Origin of the sequence: Planctellipticum variicoloris, assembly GCF_030622045.1 — a bacterium.
GTDB lineage: Bacteria > Planctomycetota > Planctomycetia > Planctomycetales > Planctomycetaceae > Planctellipticum > Planctellipticum variicoloris.
This window is the reverse complement of sequence record NZ_CP130886.1, coordinates 2429863-2446788: the sequence shown is the minus strand read 5'-3', so window position 1 is coordinate 2446788 and position 16926 is coordinate 2429863. Positions and strand designations below refer to the sequence as shown.

Annotated in this window: 11 protein-coding genes; 5 read left to right on the top strand and 6 right to left on the bottom strand. The window is 63.6% G+C overall.

Annotation, left to right across the window (positions count from 1 at the left end; translation table 11 throughout):
• Positions 1–74: 74 nt before the first annotated feature.
• Complete coding sequence (gene mgtA, locus SH412_RS09530; RefSeq protein ID WP_336523278.1) at positions 75–2600, bottom strand: magnesium-translocating P-type ATPase; 2526 nt, start codon at positions 2598–2600, stop codon at positions 75–77.
• Positions 2601–2764: 164 nt separating this feature from the next.
• Between mgtA and SH412_RS09525 the strand changes: the two genes are divergently transcribed.
• On the top strand, positions 2765–4399 hold the full coding sequence (locus SH412_RS09525) for a hypothetical protein (protein WP_336523277.1): 1635 nt from the start codon (positions 2765–2767) through the stop codon (positions 4397–4399).
• Here SH412_RS09525 and SH412_RS09520 read toward each other — a convergent pair whose 3' ends face one another.
• From SH412_RS09520 to SH412_RS09500, 5 genes are all read right to left on the bottom strand, one after another.
• A complete protein-coding gene (locus tag SH412_RS09520) occupies positions 4400–5677 on the bottom strand; it encodes a molybdopterin-dependent oxidoreductase (protein ID WP_336523276.1) in 1278 nt (425 codons plus the stop codon).
• 263 nt (positions 5678–5940) lie between these two features.
• Positions 5941–7248, bottom strand: a complete 1308-nt coding sequence (locus SH412_RS09515) for a PQQ-binding-like beta-propeller repeat protein (RefSeq protein ID WP_336523275.1) — start codon at positions 7246–7248, stop codon at positions 5941–5943.
• Between the two features lie 44 nt (positions 7249–7292).
• A complete protein-coding gene (locus SH412_RS09510; RefSeq protein ID WP_336523274.1) occupies positions 7293–7706 on the bottom strand; it encodes a hypothetical protein in 414 nt (137 codons plus the stop codon).
• Positions 7707–7709: 3 nt separating this feature from the next.
• The gene (locus tag SH412_RS09505) at positions 7710–9095 is read right to left on the bottom strand and encodes a hypothetical protein (RefSeq protein ID WP_336523273.1); all 1386 of its coding nucleotides are present in this window, start codon (positions 9093–9095) and stop codon (positions 7710–7712) included.
• A 56-nt stretch (positions 9096–9151) separates the two neighbouring features.
• On the bottom strand, positions 9152–10210 hold the full coding sequence (locus SH412_RS09500; RefSeq protein WP_336523272.1) for a DUF1559 family PulG-like putative transporter: 1059 nt from the start codon (positions 10208–10210) through the stop codon (positions 9152–9154).
• A 496-nt stretch (positions 10211–10706) separates the two neighbouring features.
• Here SH412_RS09500 and SH412_RS09495 point away from each other — a divergent pair, with 496 nt between their 5' ends.
• From SH412_RS09495 to SH412_RS09480, 4 genes are all read left to right on the top strand, one after another.
• Positions 10707–11213: an FHA domain-containing protein gene (locus tag SH412_RS09495; protein ID WP_336523271.1), complete on the top strand. Its 507-nt coding sequence runs from the start codon at positions 10707–10709 to the stop codon at positions 11211–11213.
• Positions 11214–11276: 63 nt separating this feature from the next.
• Positions 11277–12065: a MinD/ParA family ATP-binding protein gene (locus tag SH412_RS09490; protein ID WP_336523270.1), complete on the top strand. Its 789-nt coding sequence runs from the start codon at positions 11277–11279 to the stop codon at positions 12063–12065.
• 106 nt (positions 12066–12171) lie between these two features.
• Positions 12172–13155, top strand: a complete 984-nt coding sequence (gene glsA / locus SH412_RS09485) for a glutaminase A (protein ID WP_419555798.1) — start codon at positions 12172–12174, stop codon at positions 13153–13155.
• Between the two features lie 688 nt (positions 13156–13843).
• Positions 13844–16747, top strand: coding sequence for an FG-GAP-like repeat-containing protein (locus tag SH412_RS09480; RefSeq protein ID WP_336523268.1), 2904 nt, complete (start codon positions 13844–13846; stop codon positions 16745–16747).
• Positions 16748–16926: the final 179 nt, after the last annotated feature.

Sequence of the window (16926 nt, the reverse complement as noted above, 5' to 3'; positions counted from 1 at the left end):
GCCTACGTCACGACGGCTCCCGTGGCAATCCCATTCTTTCGACTTTTCACGCTCCGCATGCTCCCCGGGTCACGTCAACCGGCCAGATTCCGGTAGAAGGCTCGCTTAGCCAGTTCCAGGCCAACGCCGTAGACAGCCGAAATTCCGATCACCAGCAGCACCAGCGAGGCTGGCGGCGGGACGAACTCCAGCGTCCCCGCAAACGGCAGGTACGGCAGCAGCAGCGTGACCGCCGCCACGGCGAGCAGCGTCAGGCCGAAGGCAAGACCCGGCCGGCTGCGCCAGAACGGTCGTTGTGTCCGGACCAGCAGCATGATCACCAGCCCGGTCAGTACCGCTTCGATGAACCAGCCTGTGCGGAACTGCTCGATCGGCGCCTTGTAGACATAGAGCAGCAGCCCGAACGTCAGGAAGTCGAAGACCGAGCCACACAGGCCGAAAACCAGCATGAAGCGGGCCATCGACCGGACCTGCCAGCGCCGGGGTCGCTCGATCAATTCCGGATCGACCCGGTCGGTCGCCAGCATCATCGCCGGGAAGTCGGCGAGCAGATTCACCAGCAGAATTTGGGCCGGCAGCAGCGGGAGGAACGGCAGGAACAGCGAGACCACGGCCATGCTGAACATGTAGCCGAAGTTGGCGCTCAGGGCCACGAAGACGTACTTGAGCGTATTGGCGAATGTCCGCCTGCCCGCCTTCACGCCTTCGACCAGCACTCCCAGATCCTGTTGCAGCAGGACGATCTGGGCCGCCTCGCGGGCCACGTCTACCGCGCTGGCCACCGAAATCCCCACATCGGCGGCATGCAGCGCCGAGGCGTCGTTGATGCCGTCCCCCAGGTAGCCCACGGTGGCTCCGGACCGCTTGAGAGCCAGGATGATGCGTTCCTTCTGGTTCGGTTCGATCTCCGCGAACAGGTCGATCTCCATCGCTCGATGCTGAAGTGCGTCATCGCTCAGCCGCCGCACGTCGCCGCCGGTCAACAGCCGGTCCGCAGAAATCCCTACGTCGCGAGCAATCGCGGCGGCGACGGCGTGATTGTCGCCGGTCACGATCTTCAGCCGGACGCCGAGTCTCCGCAGTTCCCCCAGCGTCGCCTGAATCCCGGGCTTGGGGGGATCGAGCAGCACCAGGAAACCCAGAAACGTCATGTCCCGCTCGTCCTGGCGGCCGGCTCGATCCGATTCCAGTCGCCGGATGGCAACACCCAGCACGCGGCGGCCCTGCTCGCTCAGTGACGCGAAGCGGGTGAGAATCGCGGCCTGATGGTCTGCAATGTTCCCAGAACCGCCGGGCAATTCCACCGACGTGCAGACTTCCAGCACGTTCGCGAGGGCTCCCTTGGTGATTAAGACGGTCTCGCCCCCATCGGTGACCAGCACGCTCAACCGTTTGCGGTTGAAGTCGTAGGGAACTTCATCGAGTTTCTGCACGCCAGTCAGATCCAGCGTTCCGGATGTCTTCAGCGCCTCATCAATCGGGTTCTGAAATCCGAGCTGCAACGTCGCGTTGATCGCCGCATAACGCCGGACGCGTTCGCTCGCCTGTCCTGCGACGTCTTCCGCTGCCTGCAGCGTCACGACTCCGGTTGTGAGCGTTCCGGTTTTGTCGCAGCAGAGCACGGTCATGCTGCCGAAGTTCTCGATCGCCAGGAGCTGTTTGACGATCACCTGCGCCCGGGCCATCTGTTTCGCCCCGGCCGCCAGCACCACCGTCGTAATCGCCGGCAGGAGCTGGGGCGTCATCCCCACCGCCAGCGCGAGAGCAAACAGCAGCGAGTCGACGACCGGACGCTGAAACGCCACGTTGACGGCGAAGACGCCCACCACGAACACGAGCGTCACCCGGATCAGCAGAAAGCCGAATTCCTTGAGGCCGCGTTCGAAGCCAGTTTCGGGCGGACGACGTTCCAGCCGCGCAGAAACCTTGCCGAATTCGGTCTCCGCACCGGTGTGAACGACCACCGCCGTCGCAGTCCCGCTGACGACGTGCGTTCCCTGGAACAGCGCGCAGGAGCGCCGATGATGGCCGACATCCGCTGCGACCGCGCCCGCCCGCTTCTCCGCGGGAAAACTTTCTCCCGTCAGTGCGGCCTCGTCCACGAACAGATCGTTCGACTCCAGGACCCGGCAGTCGCCGGGAATGACGTTTCCCGCCCTCAGCCGCACGATGTCGCCGGGGACCGCGGCATCGACCGGCAGCTCGATCTCGACGCCATCGCGCAGCAGCGTCGTCCGGGTCTCGATCACCGCCAGCAGCTTTGCGACTGCGTCGGCCGCGCTCCATTCCTGCCAGAAGCCGAGCAGGCTGCTGGCACCGAGGATCGCGAGGATGATCAGGGCATTGGTCGCATCGTCCAGCACGTAGGAGAGGACCGCCGAAACGATCAAGAGCAGCATGATCGGACTGCGGAACTGCTCCAGAAGGAGTCGGACCGGCGAGGTCTTCCGCCAGCGAACCGTGTCCCGGCGTGCCAGGCGTGACTGCGATTCTGCCGAAGTGAGTCCAACTGTTGACGAATCGAGCGTCTTCAGCAGCTCGGCTTCGCCCAGTTGCCAGAAGGCCGCCAGCTCCTGGGTTTGCTCCGGCTCCGTCGTCATTGCTGCTGCCATCCCGTTATGACCGCCCGTTGTGACTGAAGGGGAAGTGACATCTCTGGAATTGTAAGGGATGCCGCGTTGACCGTGCTCGCACGACGGACTGATAATCAGGCGTTCCCCGTCCCGCGCTGGACGGCATGTACCGCAACTTCGGAGAATCACCCATGAGCCCCATTCTGTCTGCATGCATTGCGACGGTGTTCGCCGCGTCTCTGCTCCCGGCTCAGGAACCTGTGGAAAAACCCGCAGACGCCACCGCCACGACCATCCCGCCGGCCGCGGCGATCGTGATCGCCGATGAGCCCCGGACTGTCGACCCGGCGACTCTCGTGCCGCCCCCGCTGGCCGTCGCGGTGACGGTCGACTTCCAGGAGACGTCTCTCAAGGACGTCATCAAGTGGCTGCAGGAGGAACAGAAGGTCGGCGTTCTGCTCGACAACAAAGCCCTTTCGGACGCCCGGATTCTGCTCAGCGAGCCGGTGACCGACCATCTGCAGGCCGAACCGCTCTACCTCCTGCTGGACCGTCTGCGGTCGATCGGACTGGCGTGGTATGTCCAGAAGGGAATGGTGCATCTGACGACGATCGCGGCGGCGAAGGAGCACCGCGTGACGCTGCCCTACAATCTCGGCGACCTGCTCGACGCGGGCTATGAACCGAATGATCTGAGCCAAACGATTCAATCCGGGACTGCCGGCCCCTGGAAGACGGGCAACAACGACGGCGGAGGGATTGTCCTGCTGGGGGACGTGGCCTTCGTCCGCCAGACGGAGGGGCAGCACCGCGAAGTCGCGGGGTTGCTGGCGGCGCTGCGTAAGCATGGACGTCGCACGTTCTCGCTGGATACGCCACAGCACGCGGTCTTGCGCGGCAAACTCGAGCAGAACGTCGCGTTTAGCTTTCAGGAGACTCCCCTCGACGCCGTGATCAAGGAGCTGGCGCGGCTGACCGCGGCCGACTTGCGTCTCGATCCCGAAGCGCTGCGCGTGGCCGGCGTCCGCGATCGGACGCCCATCACGCTGGAGCTGACGGACCAGTCGCTCAGTACGGCCCTGCAGGCGGTGCTGTCGGACATTGACCTGACCTGGGTCATGCGCGACGGGGTGTTGTGGATTACCTCCCAGAAAGACGCGGAAGGTTTTCTCAAGTCGGCCGTCTACGACGTGCGCGACTTGTGCCGTGACGCGGGGGAGACGGCGGCCTTGCGCTCGGCGCTGATCGGGCAGACGCGCGGTCCCTGGCAACCAGAGTCCGGGACCGGGGGCGTGATCACGTTCGCCCGCCCGGGCGTGATGGTCGTTCGCCAGACCGAATGGGGACTCGACGAAGTCCTGCAACTCCTGGAGAACTATCGACTGGCGCTGCGAGCGTCCAAGCCACGCCAGCGGGGAGGGGTCGATCCGAAGGAGATCGTGACGCGGTACTATCGCCTGCCGACCGAGATCGCGACGGCCATGACGCCGCTGCTCCCGACAATGATCCAGCCAGACTCGTGGACCTCGGCCGAACACCCGAAGGCCGAGGGGGCGATTCTGCATTCGCTGCCGTCCCAATCCAGCCTGCTCAATGCCGACGGATTCGAGGTCGTCATGGATGCGCCGGCCGCCGCGCCCGACGCCGGGCGAGCGTTGCTGGTCAAGAACACAGTCCTCGTTATCCGCCAATCGCGCGAAGTCCACGACGAAATCGCGAAGCTGCTCGACAAGATTCAGCGGGGCGAAGCCGAGCGCTATCTCGACGCTTTGCCGGCCCCGGCAGCGGGAGGCTTCGGCGGAGGCTTCTTCTCTATCCAGAAGTAATCACTTCACCGCGATCGTCACCGCCTCAATCGCCGCATGCCCCGACTTCCGAAACGGTCGCGGCAGTGGCTGAGCCGCCCCCTTCTCGTCAATCGTCCGGCAGCGGAACTCGTATTCCCCGGCAGGGACTCCCGGCAGGACGGCCACCCAATGCGCCTTCCCCAGACGCATCGGCCACGTCTTCGGCTGACCCGCGGCGTCGAAACCAAGGGTCTCCCCGGGAATCTTGCCGTCGGGGAGATCTCCACCCCATTGGGCCGGCGGTCCCAGGATTTCAGCATCGACCCAGGCGGCCTTGGTGAAGTACGGGTCCCCCTCCCAGGTCGTCGCGGCCGGCGTCAGGCTGACCTGCACCTTCGACAGGCCCGAAATCCCCACCTGCGCATAACCGGTCACCACGAGCGGCTCGCCGGCCTGGATCGACTTCGGAACCTGGAGCGTCGCCGCGAAAGACTTGAGCGGACTGTCGAGATCGTTGTTGCCCGAGGCGTACGTGTCGTTGGCATGGTGCAGATTGCTCAGCACGACGTGCGACAGCCACTTGATCGACTTGAAGCCGTAGGCCTCCGGAACCACGACTCGCACCGGCCCGCCCCGCTGGCTGTCGAGCCATTCGCCGTTGAGCTTGTAGCAGAGAATCACCGGCGGCAGGTCGAACGGGTCCTCCAGCACGCGGCCGAGCGGCAGCGAACTGCGGAACATCTGAGAGGGCTCGTCGTTGTGGTAGCCGTAGTAAAAGACCCGGCGGATATCCTCCCGCGGTTTCGTCAGCCAGAAAACTTCTCGCAGCGGCACCCCTTCCCAGATCCCCATCCCCAGCGGACAGCCGATATTCAGGCAGGTCATCACCTTCGCAAACCGGACGGCGTGCTGCTCGCCGAGCTTCAGCAGGGCTGCGAAGTCGAGGGCGGTCCCGTCGGACTTCTTGAGTTCGCGCCCCAGCCGGGCCGGGTGCTCGGGATCGGAGAGGACTTCGAGTTGCCAGGTCTCGCGCGTGAGTCCGACTTCCCGCTTCTTCTCGTCGGGGAGGGAATGCGGCAGCGGCTTGCCGCGGGAGACATCGCGAAACTCCGCCGGGGGCGTGAAGAACGGCTCCAGCTTCGCCACGGCCTCTGCGCGGGCGTGAGAGGCGGGTTCCGCGGCCCCGCATCGAGCGTTCGTCGCCGCGAGGGTCGCTCCGGCCAGTCCGAGCTGCAGCAGGTGCCGGCGGGTCAGGGCGGCGTGTTCTGCCAGAAGCCGTTTTGGGTCATCGTTTGCGGGACGGGAGCTCGGGAGCATCGTTCCTCCTACAGCGCCGGGTCTGGGCGACTGAGATGGCAGTCCTTTGGCGTCGCGCGCGTTGCAGCCAATTCTGGCGTTTCAACGAAGGAAATGCACCTGGAAAGTTCGCCGCCAATGACCGCAACAGGCCGCCAGACCTGAATCAAGTCAAACCTGTGACGCGGACGAACAGTTCGCAAAACGGCAACCGATCGCTCGAGTCATCGTCTCGCAGTACTGCCACTCAAAAATCGTCTCTGCGGCAAAATCGTCAGGCGAATTCACTCTCCAGCGGCCGCGGGGCTGTCGGCAGCCGCCCCTCCGACTCGCAGCAGCCCCCGCCCGGTCCGGACAATCCACGCCCCTTCGACGGCGGCGACTCCGTAGACAACATCCGTCGCCGACAGCGAGCTCTCGCCGATTTCTGTGAGCTCCGTACCGGCGTTGAGGGCGACGACAGCCCCGTCTTTGCAGAAGAAGAAGGCCCTGCCATCGTGCCAGAGCGGCGAGGCCCATGCCGATCCTGGCAAGCGAGTCTGGCCTTTGATGTCTCCCGTGACAATGTCCACGCACTGGACGCCCCCGACCCGGTTCACGAAATATGCCAGCCCATCGTGAACCAGTGGCGAGGCGTAGCCCGCGGAGACTTTCGCCGATTTCCAGAGGACATGAGATTCTGAAACATCGCCGACGCCCCCCAGCCGGATTGCCAGGCTTCCCGCAGTCACGCCGGGAGGAGGGGGCGGTCCCATCCGTTCGCTGCTTCCGCCGACGACGACGATCTCGCCTGCCACGGTGGGAGAAGCCGTTGAGTTGCCTTTGATCCCGGTGACGAACCACAGTTCGCGCCCGTCTCGAACATCGTAGGCTCTCACGCTCCCCGACGAACTGACGACCACGCCAACGGTTTCCCCCTGGCGGAACATGGCTGGAGTGCTCCAGCCTGTTTCCGAAGGATGATCCACTTTCCACAGCGTCTGTCCGCTGGCCCGGTCGAGCGCCAGCAGATAGGAGGGGCCGCCGTGACAGACCTGCACAATCAGCTTGCCGTCGGCGAGGATCGGCGAGCTTCCGTAGCCATGAGGTCCTTGAAACTCCCCGTAGTCGCGGACGATCGATCGCTGCCAGACGACGTCTCCGGCATGGGTCAGAGCGATGAGATCGCCGCTTTCGAACATGGCATAGCAGTGTTCCGCATCCAGCACTGGCGTCGGAGCGCCGCGGCTGACGGCGTCTCCGTCGGGAACACGCTGAGTCCCCGCGAAATCCTTCTGCCAGCGAGTGCTTCCCGTCCGAGCATCGACCGCCAGCACGTGCAGATGTTCTTTCTCCGGACCGGAAACGGCGGTCACGAAGACTTGTCCGCCCCACACGACCGGACTCGACTGACCGTATCCCGGCAAGCGGATCGTCCAGTTGCCGTTCCGGCGACCGCCGCGGAGCTCCCAGGTCACCGGAACCTGCCGGACCAGCACGTGACTGTCACCTGCCCCGCGAAAACCGGCCCAGGACGGCTCACCGGGCGCGTCCGCCGCTGAAGCCGCGGCGCCGCTCATCAAAATCACACCAACCAGTCTCGCCAGAACCATGATCACCCTCGTTCCATTCTCGAAACACGATTTCCATCAAAACGTCAGGGGGCAGCGGGCAACTCCAGCTCCAGAACCTGTTGGCCTTCCGACCATGTCAGGTTCAGGGCAGTCGTCTCCGGTCGCCCATATTCGGCTGGAATCCGTAAAGCGACCGGCCCTACCGACTCGAACGTGACGCGATATTCTCCCGGTTGCAGCAGCACCGCCTCGGAGGCCGACTTGTTCCGCAGTTCAAACCAGCCGTCGCCCCCGGAAACTCCGACGCCGAATGGCTCGTTGGAGCCGTGTCTGTAAACCGCGACCTGAATGTCAGTCACGGCCCCGTTCCGCACATGCAGCAGCCCTCGCGTCCCCCCCGTGACCGGTTTCGGTCCGCCGCAGCCGGTGATCGCCGATAGGGTCAGTGCCAGCACGGCTCGGACCGCCAGCCCCGTGCGCCTCCGTTGTCCGCTCATCACTCAGTCCTTGCTTTCCCGGCCGCCGACCAGCACGACCTTGGACGGCGCGCCGCCGACTTTCCATTCGGCAACCTGTTTGCGGTCCTGCAGCACGAGAGCCGCAAGCGTACCGGACCCGGGATTCGAGAAAATCGCCCGGCGCCGGTTTGCATCGAAGGCGATGCTGTGGTGACCGCCATGTCCCTCCACTCGCGATTTGCCAACGTCGAGCTCCTGAGCGACCTTCGCGTCCGACCAGTTTCCATCGGAGTTCGGGTCGAGTTCGACGAGGCTGAGCCGGTTCGGCGCTTCAACTTCCAGGGGGTGGTCGTGAAAGACGAATGCCAGCGGCGAACCCTTGCGCGGCTGAGCGATTTCCAAACCGGCAGGCCGGTTCGCGTCCGCCATTGGCAGCACCAGACGAGTCACTTCCGGTTCCGGCTTTGCCGCATCGATCAGTCCCAGTGCGGCCGTCTTTCCAGCCCCCATGGTGAACGCCACGTGTCGACCGAACGTGGTGAACCCGCCAGTCCGCCGGGCCTTCTCATCATCTTTTCCGAGCGACAGATGTCGAACTGCGATCGACTTCGGGTCGACGGGCAGGACGTTCGGGGACTGCAGCCAGCACAGCCCGTCAGCGGGGGCGAAGAAGACTTTCCCCTGGCAGGCGGTCGCGCCGTGCAGTCCTCCGTGGGGCAGAGTCAACGAGAAGGCGATCTGCCGGTTGCCGATGGCATTCAAAGCCGTTACGTCAACACGACCGCTTTGCGGGCCTTCGCGATCGATCCATGTCGAGTAGCCGACGGTCCCTCCCACGACCGCGAGAGTGATGTGCCGCCCTCCCCCCTGGAAGAAGGAAGCTTTCCGGCGAATGGCGGCGACGTCGTCTGTGGACTTGACGCCGGCGGGATCAATCCGCGTATAGCCGTCGAGCTGGTCGTTGGCGAGGTAGAAGACATTGTCGTAGCAGTACAGGTGAGCCGGATTGCCCTGCTTGTCATCGAGGACGGATGCCCGAACCTGTGGCGGACGGGGATAGGTCCAGTGCGAGTGATCGCCGTGCTCTTCCTCGACGACCCCGGTATCGATCAGCACCCAGCCGCTCTGAAAGTTGCCGCTGTCATCGTCCCGGACGCCGACCAGCACATAACCCTGGGCCGCCTCCATCTGCACGAGAGTCTGCCTCTCGGAATCCAGCTTTGGAAATCCTTCGACAGGCTGGACCGGTCCGAGCGTGGGAGGCTCACCGGCCCGGAGATCGGCCCACTTCAACGTCCTGGTGTCGTCATCCTGAAACAGGACTCTCGTCAGGATCGGCTCCGATGGGACGCCATGGGAGGCCTGGATTTCCGTCGCCGCCCCAAATGCGGCGGCAACCGCCAGCACGACTTGTTTTGCCAAACACATGAGAAGTTTTCCTGACTTGAAAGCTGGAAGAGTTATGAGCCATTCGTGAACAGCGATCAAAATTCGCCGACGGTTTCGCCGCCGTCGCGACTGTGCAGGGCGCGATGCAGGCCGACGTCGATGCTGTCTGCGAGAAAGCGAACCGAGCCGTCCCCAAAGAGAGCATGAGCACCGCCCGCGTGCAGACTGCGCGGCCCGAAGAAACCGGTCCCGTGGAGTGTCGTATCGGGAATGCGGCTGTTCGGCGTGTTGTAGCCGTTGGTCAGGACGCTGTGCGCCAATCCCCGCAGCCAGGTTACGCCGCGGCCATTTCCGCCGGCGGTCGCCCGCCAATTGGTCTGAACGGCCAGAACCGCCAATAGATCCGGATTTATGATCTTACCGGTCGGCCAGCCGCCGCCAGAACCCGTGTACCCCGGGCCGCTTCCGGGCGATGTGCCGCTGCCGGCGCTGAGCAGCTTGCGGTACGGGAACAAAGGCGTCGTTCCCGCCGGAAGCGTCACATCGGCGTCGTCGCCCCGGATCGCTTCACTCATGAAAACCGTTTGAGATGACCCGTCGCGCATGTCCTTGAAGCGGACGCTCGAGTTGATGGCGACGAAACCGTCTGTTGAGCTGCGGTCGTCGTAGTTGGTGCCGGTACCGCTGCCCGTGCTGGCCATGTAGTTGTTGGCTCCGAAAATGTAAGTCTGGGCCGGAGATCCGAGGGTTGCCATGTATTGCACCGGACCGGGATCGCTCGGACAGAGGAAGCTGGGGATGACGGCTTGAAACGCCGGGATGAAGACCGGATTGGGCACCTGACTTCCGCCCGGACCGACGTACACGCGGGCGCTGAAATCGAGCGAATTCTGCAGATTGGCCTGCTCCAGATACGGCAGCACTCGTGCCTGCGGAGAGAAGCCTGTCGACCCGCCATTCATTGGAAAGACGGTGAAAGTGCTCTCGTAATTGTGGATCGCCAGGCCGAGCTGTTTGAGATTGTTGCGGCACTGCGTCCGCCGGGCGGCCTCTCGCGCCTGCTGCACGGCCGGCAACAACAGCGCAATCAGGATCGCGACAATCGCAATGACGACCAGCAACTCGATCAGGGTAAACCCCCGCCGCGCAACCATAGCCCACCTCCTCACGTGAGTTCTGAAACCAACGCCCGAAACACCGGCTTACGCACACCAACTGCATATCACATTCGAATGCATAAACTCTGCCGCAAACGCAAATGAATTGCAAGAGCATCTTTCTGGTAAATATTCGAGGCCGTGCATTCTGCGCGGACCGAAGCACTTCCCGATTCGAACCTTGGCTGTCTCCAGTCCAGAAGCGCACTCGTGGCGCACTCTGCTCAACTCTTGGGCAGACGCGACGCTCTTCAGGGATTGCCGCAGAACGATGGGCAAGTGTTCCACGGCGGAGAGGGCTCAGCGATCTGCTGCAGTTCCCGGCAGTCGTCGATCGAAGAGACGTTCCCGGCCTGATTGGCCCGCGGATTGCTCTGTGTCGTGAAACGCAGCACCTGCCGGGTTATCTGGCACCGGCGGGTCCCGTCGCGGGGAATTCTCCCGCTGCAGAAATTCCGACTCGAAGAACGACATCGGAGACGACCGATCAGATATGCCGCAACTCGATTCGATTCCAGAATCCACTCTCCATCTGCTCGATCCGACCGACGGACGACTGCTGCAGTCCTGGTCGTTCTCGACCGCACGGATCACGATCGGCCGGGGAGAAGGCGAGAGCCTCACGCTCGCCGACCCCTATGTTTCGCGACTCCATGCCGAGATCGTCAGCGCCCCGGACGGCTGGGTCCTGCATTCCCGTGGCCGTAACGGTGTTTTCATGGACGGTCGGCGGATTGAAGAATCGAGGCTCAATCCCGGGACGACGTTTCGACTCGGACCCGCGGGCCCGCTGTTTCAGTTCGGCAATGCCGTTCAAAACAACGAAAACGCGACTCTCAGTTTCGACCCCGAATCCATCATCCTGCTGGCGCTGGACCGCAAGGAAGTCGCGCAACAGGCCCAGGCCGTGACCGACACAGACTACTTTCGCCAGCTCCAATCCAAGGCGCGCGAGCTCCGTCGACAACGTTCTTCTGGCGGCAATCGGACAAACGAATAGCGCGGCCCGGGCCGCGTCGTACCACTTCACACCGTGTTGCTTCCTGCATGAGGTACATCATCTGTGGCACAGATTATTTCGACGCATTCGTTTCGAGGCGGAACGGGCAAGTCCAACACCACGGCGAACCTGGCCACGCTGCTGGCCCGGGCCGGCCACCGCGTCGGCGTGATCGACACCGACATACAGTCCCCCGGAATTCATGTCGTCTTTCAGTTCGACCAGTCTCGCGCGAAGTTTTCCCTCAACGACTATCTCTGGAAGCGCTGCCGGATTGAAGACGCCGCCTACGACATCACCGAACAATGCATCGGCGCCGCCGGTCCGGATGCCGAACGCCCCCGCCTGTTCCTAATCCCTTCCAGCCTCAACAGCGGGGAGATCGCGCGGATTCTCAGCGAAGGCTACGACGTCGGGCTGCTGAACGACGGCATCCAGGATCTCGTCCGTCGGCTGAAACTCGACTACCTGCTCATCGACACGCACCCCGGCGTCAACGAAGAAACGCTGCTCTCCATTGCCATTTCCGACATGCTGATCCTGATCCTCCGACCCGACAGCCAGGACTTCCAGGGGACCGGCGTCACCGTCGAACTGGCGCGACGCCTGGAAGTTCCGGAACTGCTGGTGCTGGTCAACAAAGTCCCGGACGGGATCGATCACACTCTGCTGCGGATGCAAGTCGAGACCGGCTATGACTCCGAGGTCGTTGCGCTCCTGCCGTTGAACACGGAAATGTCGCGACTCGGCAGCGCCGGCCTGTTTTCCAACCGCTATCCCGACCACCCGTTTACGAACGGACTGAAGGTCGTGGTCCGCCGGATTCTGGAGGGACCTTCGACAGCCGGCTGACCGCGGGCATCGTCGCCTGCGTCATGGACCATCTAATGATTTACCGACAAGGGAACCAACCGTGACCCAGCCGGCGTCCACTGAAATCGACAAGCTGCTCGGACGGATGAAATCCGCCGCGGCGCCATTGCGAGAAATTCTCCGAGACATCCACACGCGCCTTGCCGGCAACAACGAAGGTAAGGTCGCGGACTATATCCCCGAGCTCGCCACCGCCGATCCGGCATCGTTCGGCATCACAATCTGCACGGCTGACGGACAGATCGTTGAAGTTGGCGATTGCGAGCAGCGTTTTACCATCCAGTCCGTCTCGAAACCGTTCATCTTCGGGCTGGCGCTGGAAGACCGCGGAGTCGATCACGTCCTCTCGAAGGTCGGCGTCGAACCGACCGGTGAGGCGTTCAATTCCATCGTCCTCGACGAGTCTTCGAATCGGCCGTTCAATCCGATGGTCAACGCCGGGGCCATCGCAACCGCCGATCTCATCGACGGCAAAGACTATCCCGATCGCGTAAAGCGCATGCTCGACATGTTCGGCCGCTACTGCGGACGCGATGTCTTTGTCGACAATTCCGTCTTCATGTCCGAACGGGTGACTGGACATCGCAATCGGGCCATGGCCCACCTGATGCGCAACTTCGGGATGATGAGCGACCGCTTCGAGGAGTCTCTGGAGCTCTACTTTCAGCAGTGCTCGATCATGGTCAGCGGTCACGATCTGGCCGTCATGGGAGCGACTTTGGCGAACGGCGGAGTCAATCCGCTGACGCAGCAGCGGGCGATCTCCGCCCCGAACGTGAAGTATCTGCTGAGCATCATGCTCACCTGCGGCATGTACGACTTCGCCGGGGAATGGGCCTTTCGCGTCGGCATCCCCGCCAAGAGCGGCGTCGGCGGCGGCATCGTCGCCGTCATCCCCGGCGTCCTCGGCATCGGCGTCTATTCGCCGAAACTCGACGCCAAGGGGAACAGCGTCCGGGGCGTCAAAGCCTGCATGGAGCTCTCCGAACGTTTCGGACTGCACGCTTTCGAATCAGGCTTTTCCGGCGAAACGCTCCTCGACCAGTTCGCCTTCAAACGAACCCGCTGAACCGGCCGCGCGGAGGACGGCGGCGACCCGAAATGAAGGGAACCATTACGCTCGTGGAGCAACGGGACCTCCAGGTGCTGGCCCCGATCATGCAGGCGGGCCAGATGCGTCAATCGGAGCGACGATCTCCACGCTCGCTCGTCGGGAGGCTCCGACCAGTTGCTTGCCTTCCACCAGCGAATAGCGATGGAAGAGGTCCAACAGCATTATCGAACCCGACCGTCCACCGCGGAGTTTCCCAACGCCAAGCGCCGCAACGAAAGTCAGCCGCAATTTTGCGCCCGGAGCCCGGAGTCGGTGAGAGTCGTCTCGCGTTGGCAGATCCTGACCTTCGACATCCTCTGAGCGCTGAACCTGGACTGCCTGAACTCCGAAAGCCTTTAAGCCGCCTGACCGAACGGCAACCAGCCCCGGCAAGCAGGAGTCCCCCCTGCACACACCGGAAAACTCACAGGCTCTTCGGGGCTCACTCGGCCGAATGCACCGGTAACGCGAAGATTCGACCGCCAATCAGCGACTGCACCCGGGACTCAGCTTTGGTCGGGGACGGTTGCGATTCCGGAGTGAGCCTCCCTACCATCGCAGGATGGCCCGAAGATCTGCTCCACCCGTTCCTCCTGCACCGCGCAGATTGCCGTGGACTGCCACTGTCGTCGCGTGTCTGCTCGTTGCCGTTCTGGGAGTGTGGTTGTGGCGGACTGCGCCACCCAGTGCCCCGGGCGCCGCGAACACTCCAACCGCAACCACCGCGAAACTGCTGTCGACGGCCCGTGTTCGACTGGCGGCGCGGCGCTGGGACGACGCCCGCCGGATCGCGGAGCAGATCCTGCAGCGCGAGCCCGACGACCCGGCGGCGCTGCTGATTGCGGGCGAGGCGGCCACGCGGCTGGAGCAGTTTTCGGATGCGCTGAAGTACTATGCCGGAGTCTCGCCGGCGCATCCGGAGCAATACTTGCTCGCGATCCGCACTGCGGCGGAGATCCATCGCGTGCACGGTTCCCTCGACGAGGCCGAGAAGCTTTTCCGAACCGCTTTGCAGTTGACTCCCGACGATCCCCCGACGCTGACTCACCTGGCGACGCTGCTGATGCTGACCGCGCGCCCGGGCGCGGCCCGGCCGGTCCTGCTGCGGCTCCTCGAGATTGGGGCGGCGGGGCCGCAACAGCTACAGTGGCTGGCGGATTCCGAACGGCCTGCCAAGGCCGCCGGGTATCTGGAGCGTTCTCTCGAAATCTCTCCCGACCAGGTCTTCCCGCGACTGGGACTCGCAAATCTGCTGCGGCTCCGTGGAGAGACAGCGGCGGCTGAGGCTTTGCTGTCAGCGCTGCGTCAACGGATGCCGCAGCGACCCGAGATCGAGGGGACTTATGCCCGCTGCCTGCTGGAGCAGGAGCGATTCTCCGACCTGGCCACGTGGTGGTCCGAGCTGAGCGACCACGCCCGGAATGGGGCGGACAACTGGTCCATTGCGGGAGTGGTGTGCGAGTCGCGGCAGCAACCCCGAGAGGCGTGCCGGTGTTACCTGGAGTGCCTGCAGCGCAATCCCGACCACCGGGAGGCATCTCACCGGGCCGGGCGTCTTCTGTTGGGCCTCGAACAGGCGGAGTTGGCGCAGAGCTTGCTGCAGCGGGCGGAGACACTGGCGGAGATTGCCCGGCTGGCTGGAACGATTGAGCCGTCGGCGCCTCAACCCGAGGTCTGCCAGTCACTCTCCGGTCTGCTCGAAGAACTCGGTCGGAACTGGGAAGCACTGGCCTGGGCCGATCAGGCGGCCCGCCGCGGCGCCGATCCCGAGTGGATTCGGAGCACGGCCGGTCGCTTGAGTTCGAAGGTGCGGCAGGAGTCTGGCAACGTCCGGGAATCGCTGCCGGGACTCGGTCAATTCAAGTTCGATTTCCCGTTGCCAGATTTCACTCCGACTGTTCCCGTCGACGTTCCAATCGCGACTGCATCCCCGCAAAAACTGTCTTTTGTTGACGAAGCGGCTGCGGTTGGCATCGATTTCACCTATTTCGAAGATCCCGATCCCGCGACGGAAGGCCGGCGGATGCGGGAGTTTACCGGAGGGGGAGTCGCGGCATTCGATTACGACGGCGACGGCTGGGTCGATCTGTACTTCACGCAGGGAGCCGAACTGACGCCCGGGCGACCGCCGACCACAGTTTATCGCGATCAGCTTTACAGGAACCTGGGCGGCGAACGCTTTGAGAACGTGACGGCGCGGACCGGCGTCGTGGAAGACCGCTTCAGCGGCGGGGTCGCGGCCGGGGATTTCAACAACGATGGTTTTCCGGACCTCTACGTCGCCAACATTGGACCCAATCGCCTGTTCGAGAACCGCGGGGACGGAACGTTTGCTGAAGTGACGGTGCCTGCGCTGCCGGACTCGGACCAGTGGACGACGAGCTGCGCCATCGCCGACCTGAATCTCGACGGGATTCCGGATCTGTTCGATGTGAATTACCTGGAGGGGAACGGACTGCACGAACTGATCTATCAGACGTCGGCGGGGCCGCGAGTTTGCATGCCCCTTGCGTTCGCGGCGGCGAAAGATCGCCTGTGCCTTGGCGTCGGTGACGGGACGTTCCGCGATCTCACTGAGACCGCAGGACTCGGCCTGCCGGACGGCAACGGGCTGGGTCTGCTGATCGGCCCGTTGACGGATGCTTCACGGGCGGATGTGTTTGTCGCCAACGACATGACCGCCAACTTTCTGCTGAGGCCGCGTGAACGGACCGGGGCGCCGCGTTACGAGGATGTAGCGGCCTCCGCCGGGGTGGCTTTCAGCCACGAGGGCAAGAGCCAGGCCTGCATGGGAGTCGCCGCGGCGGACTTCGACGGGAACGGACGTCTGGATCTGTTTGTGACGAACTACTTCAACGAACCGAATGCGTTGTATCTCGCGCAGTCCGGCGGCCTGTTTGAAGATCAATGTCCGAGAGCGGGGCTGAGGCAACCGAGCCTGCCGATGCTGGGATTCGGCACGCAGGCGATCGACGTCGACCTCGACGGCTGGCCGGACCTTGTCGTGGCCAACGGCGACCTCGATGACTTTTCACACGAGTCGCGGGAGTTCCGCATGCGGCCGCAGTTGTTCCGCAACCGCGGCGCCGCCCGCTTCGCCGAGTGGCTGACAGCCCCGGCGGGCGACTATTTCGCAGCGAACTCGGTGCATCGCGGTCGCGGTCTGGCGACGCTCGACTGGAATCGCGACGGTCGACAGGATTTCGTAGTGTCCCATCTGGACGAGCCATCTTCCCTGGTAACCAATCGCAGCGAGTCGACGGGGCGTTTTATCAACATTCAGCTTGTCGGCACGGTCTCGAGTCGCGACGGCATCGGGGCACAAGTCCAGATGACCCACGAGCAGACGGGGCGCGCACAGACGGTCTGGCTGACTGGCGGAGACGGCTATCAGGCCAGCAACTCGCGCACGCTTCACGTCGGTCTTGGAAAGGAGGCGGGGCTCATCACACTCGAAGTTCGCTGGCCCGCCGGCGGTACGACGAACGTTCGAGGAGTCGAGCGAGATACGTTCGTGCGTCTGGTTGAGAGCGGCAGGCAGGATGGCGCGCCAGTCGCCTTGCCGTGATCGCAGGAGTCCCCTCTTTCCGTCTCGTAACACGTGCCACAGCTTTTGCTGTTTCGTACACATTTCCTGCGGCCTGTGGAAGTGAATCAACGGGTCCGGCACGACGCATCGCCGACAACTCCCTCAATTTTGCTGACTTTTTCGGCAACTTTTCGCATCGGTCAATTGAACTCCCGCGC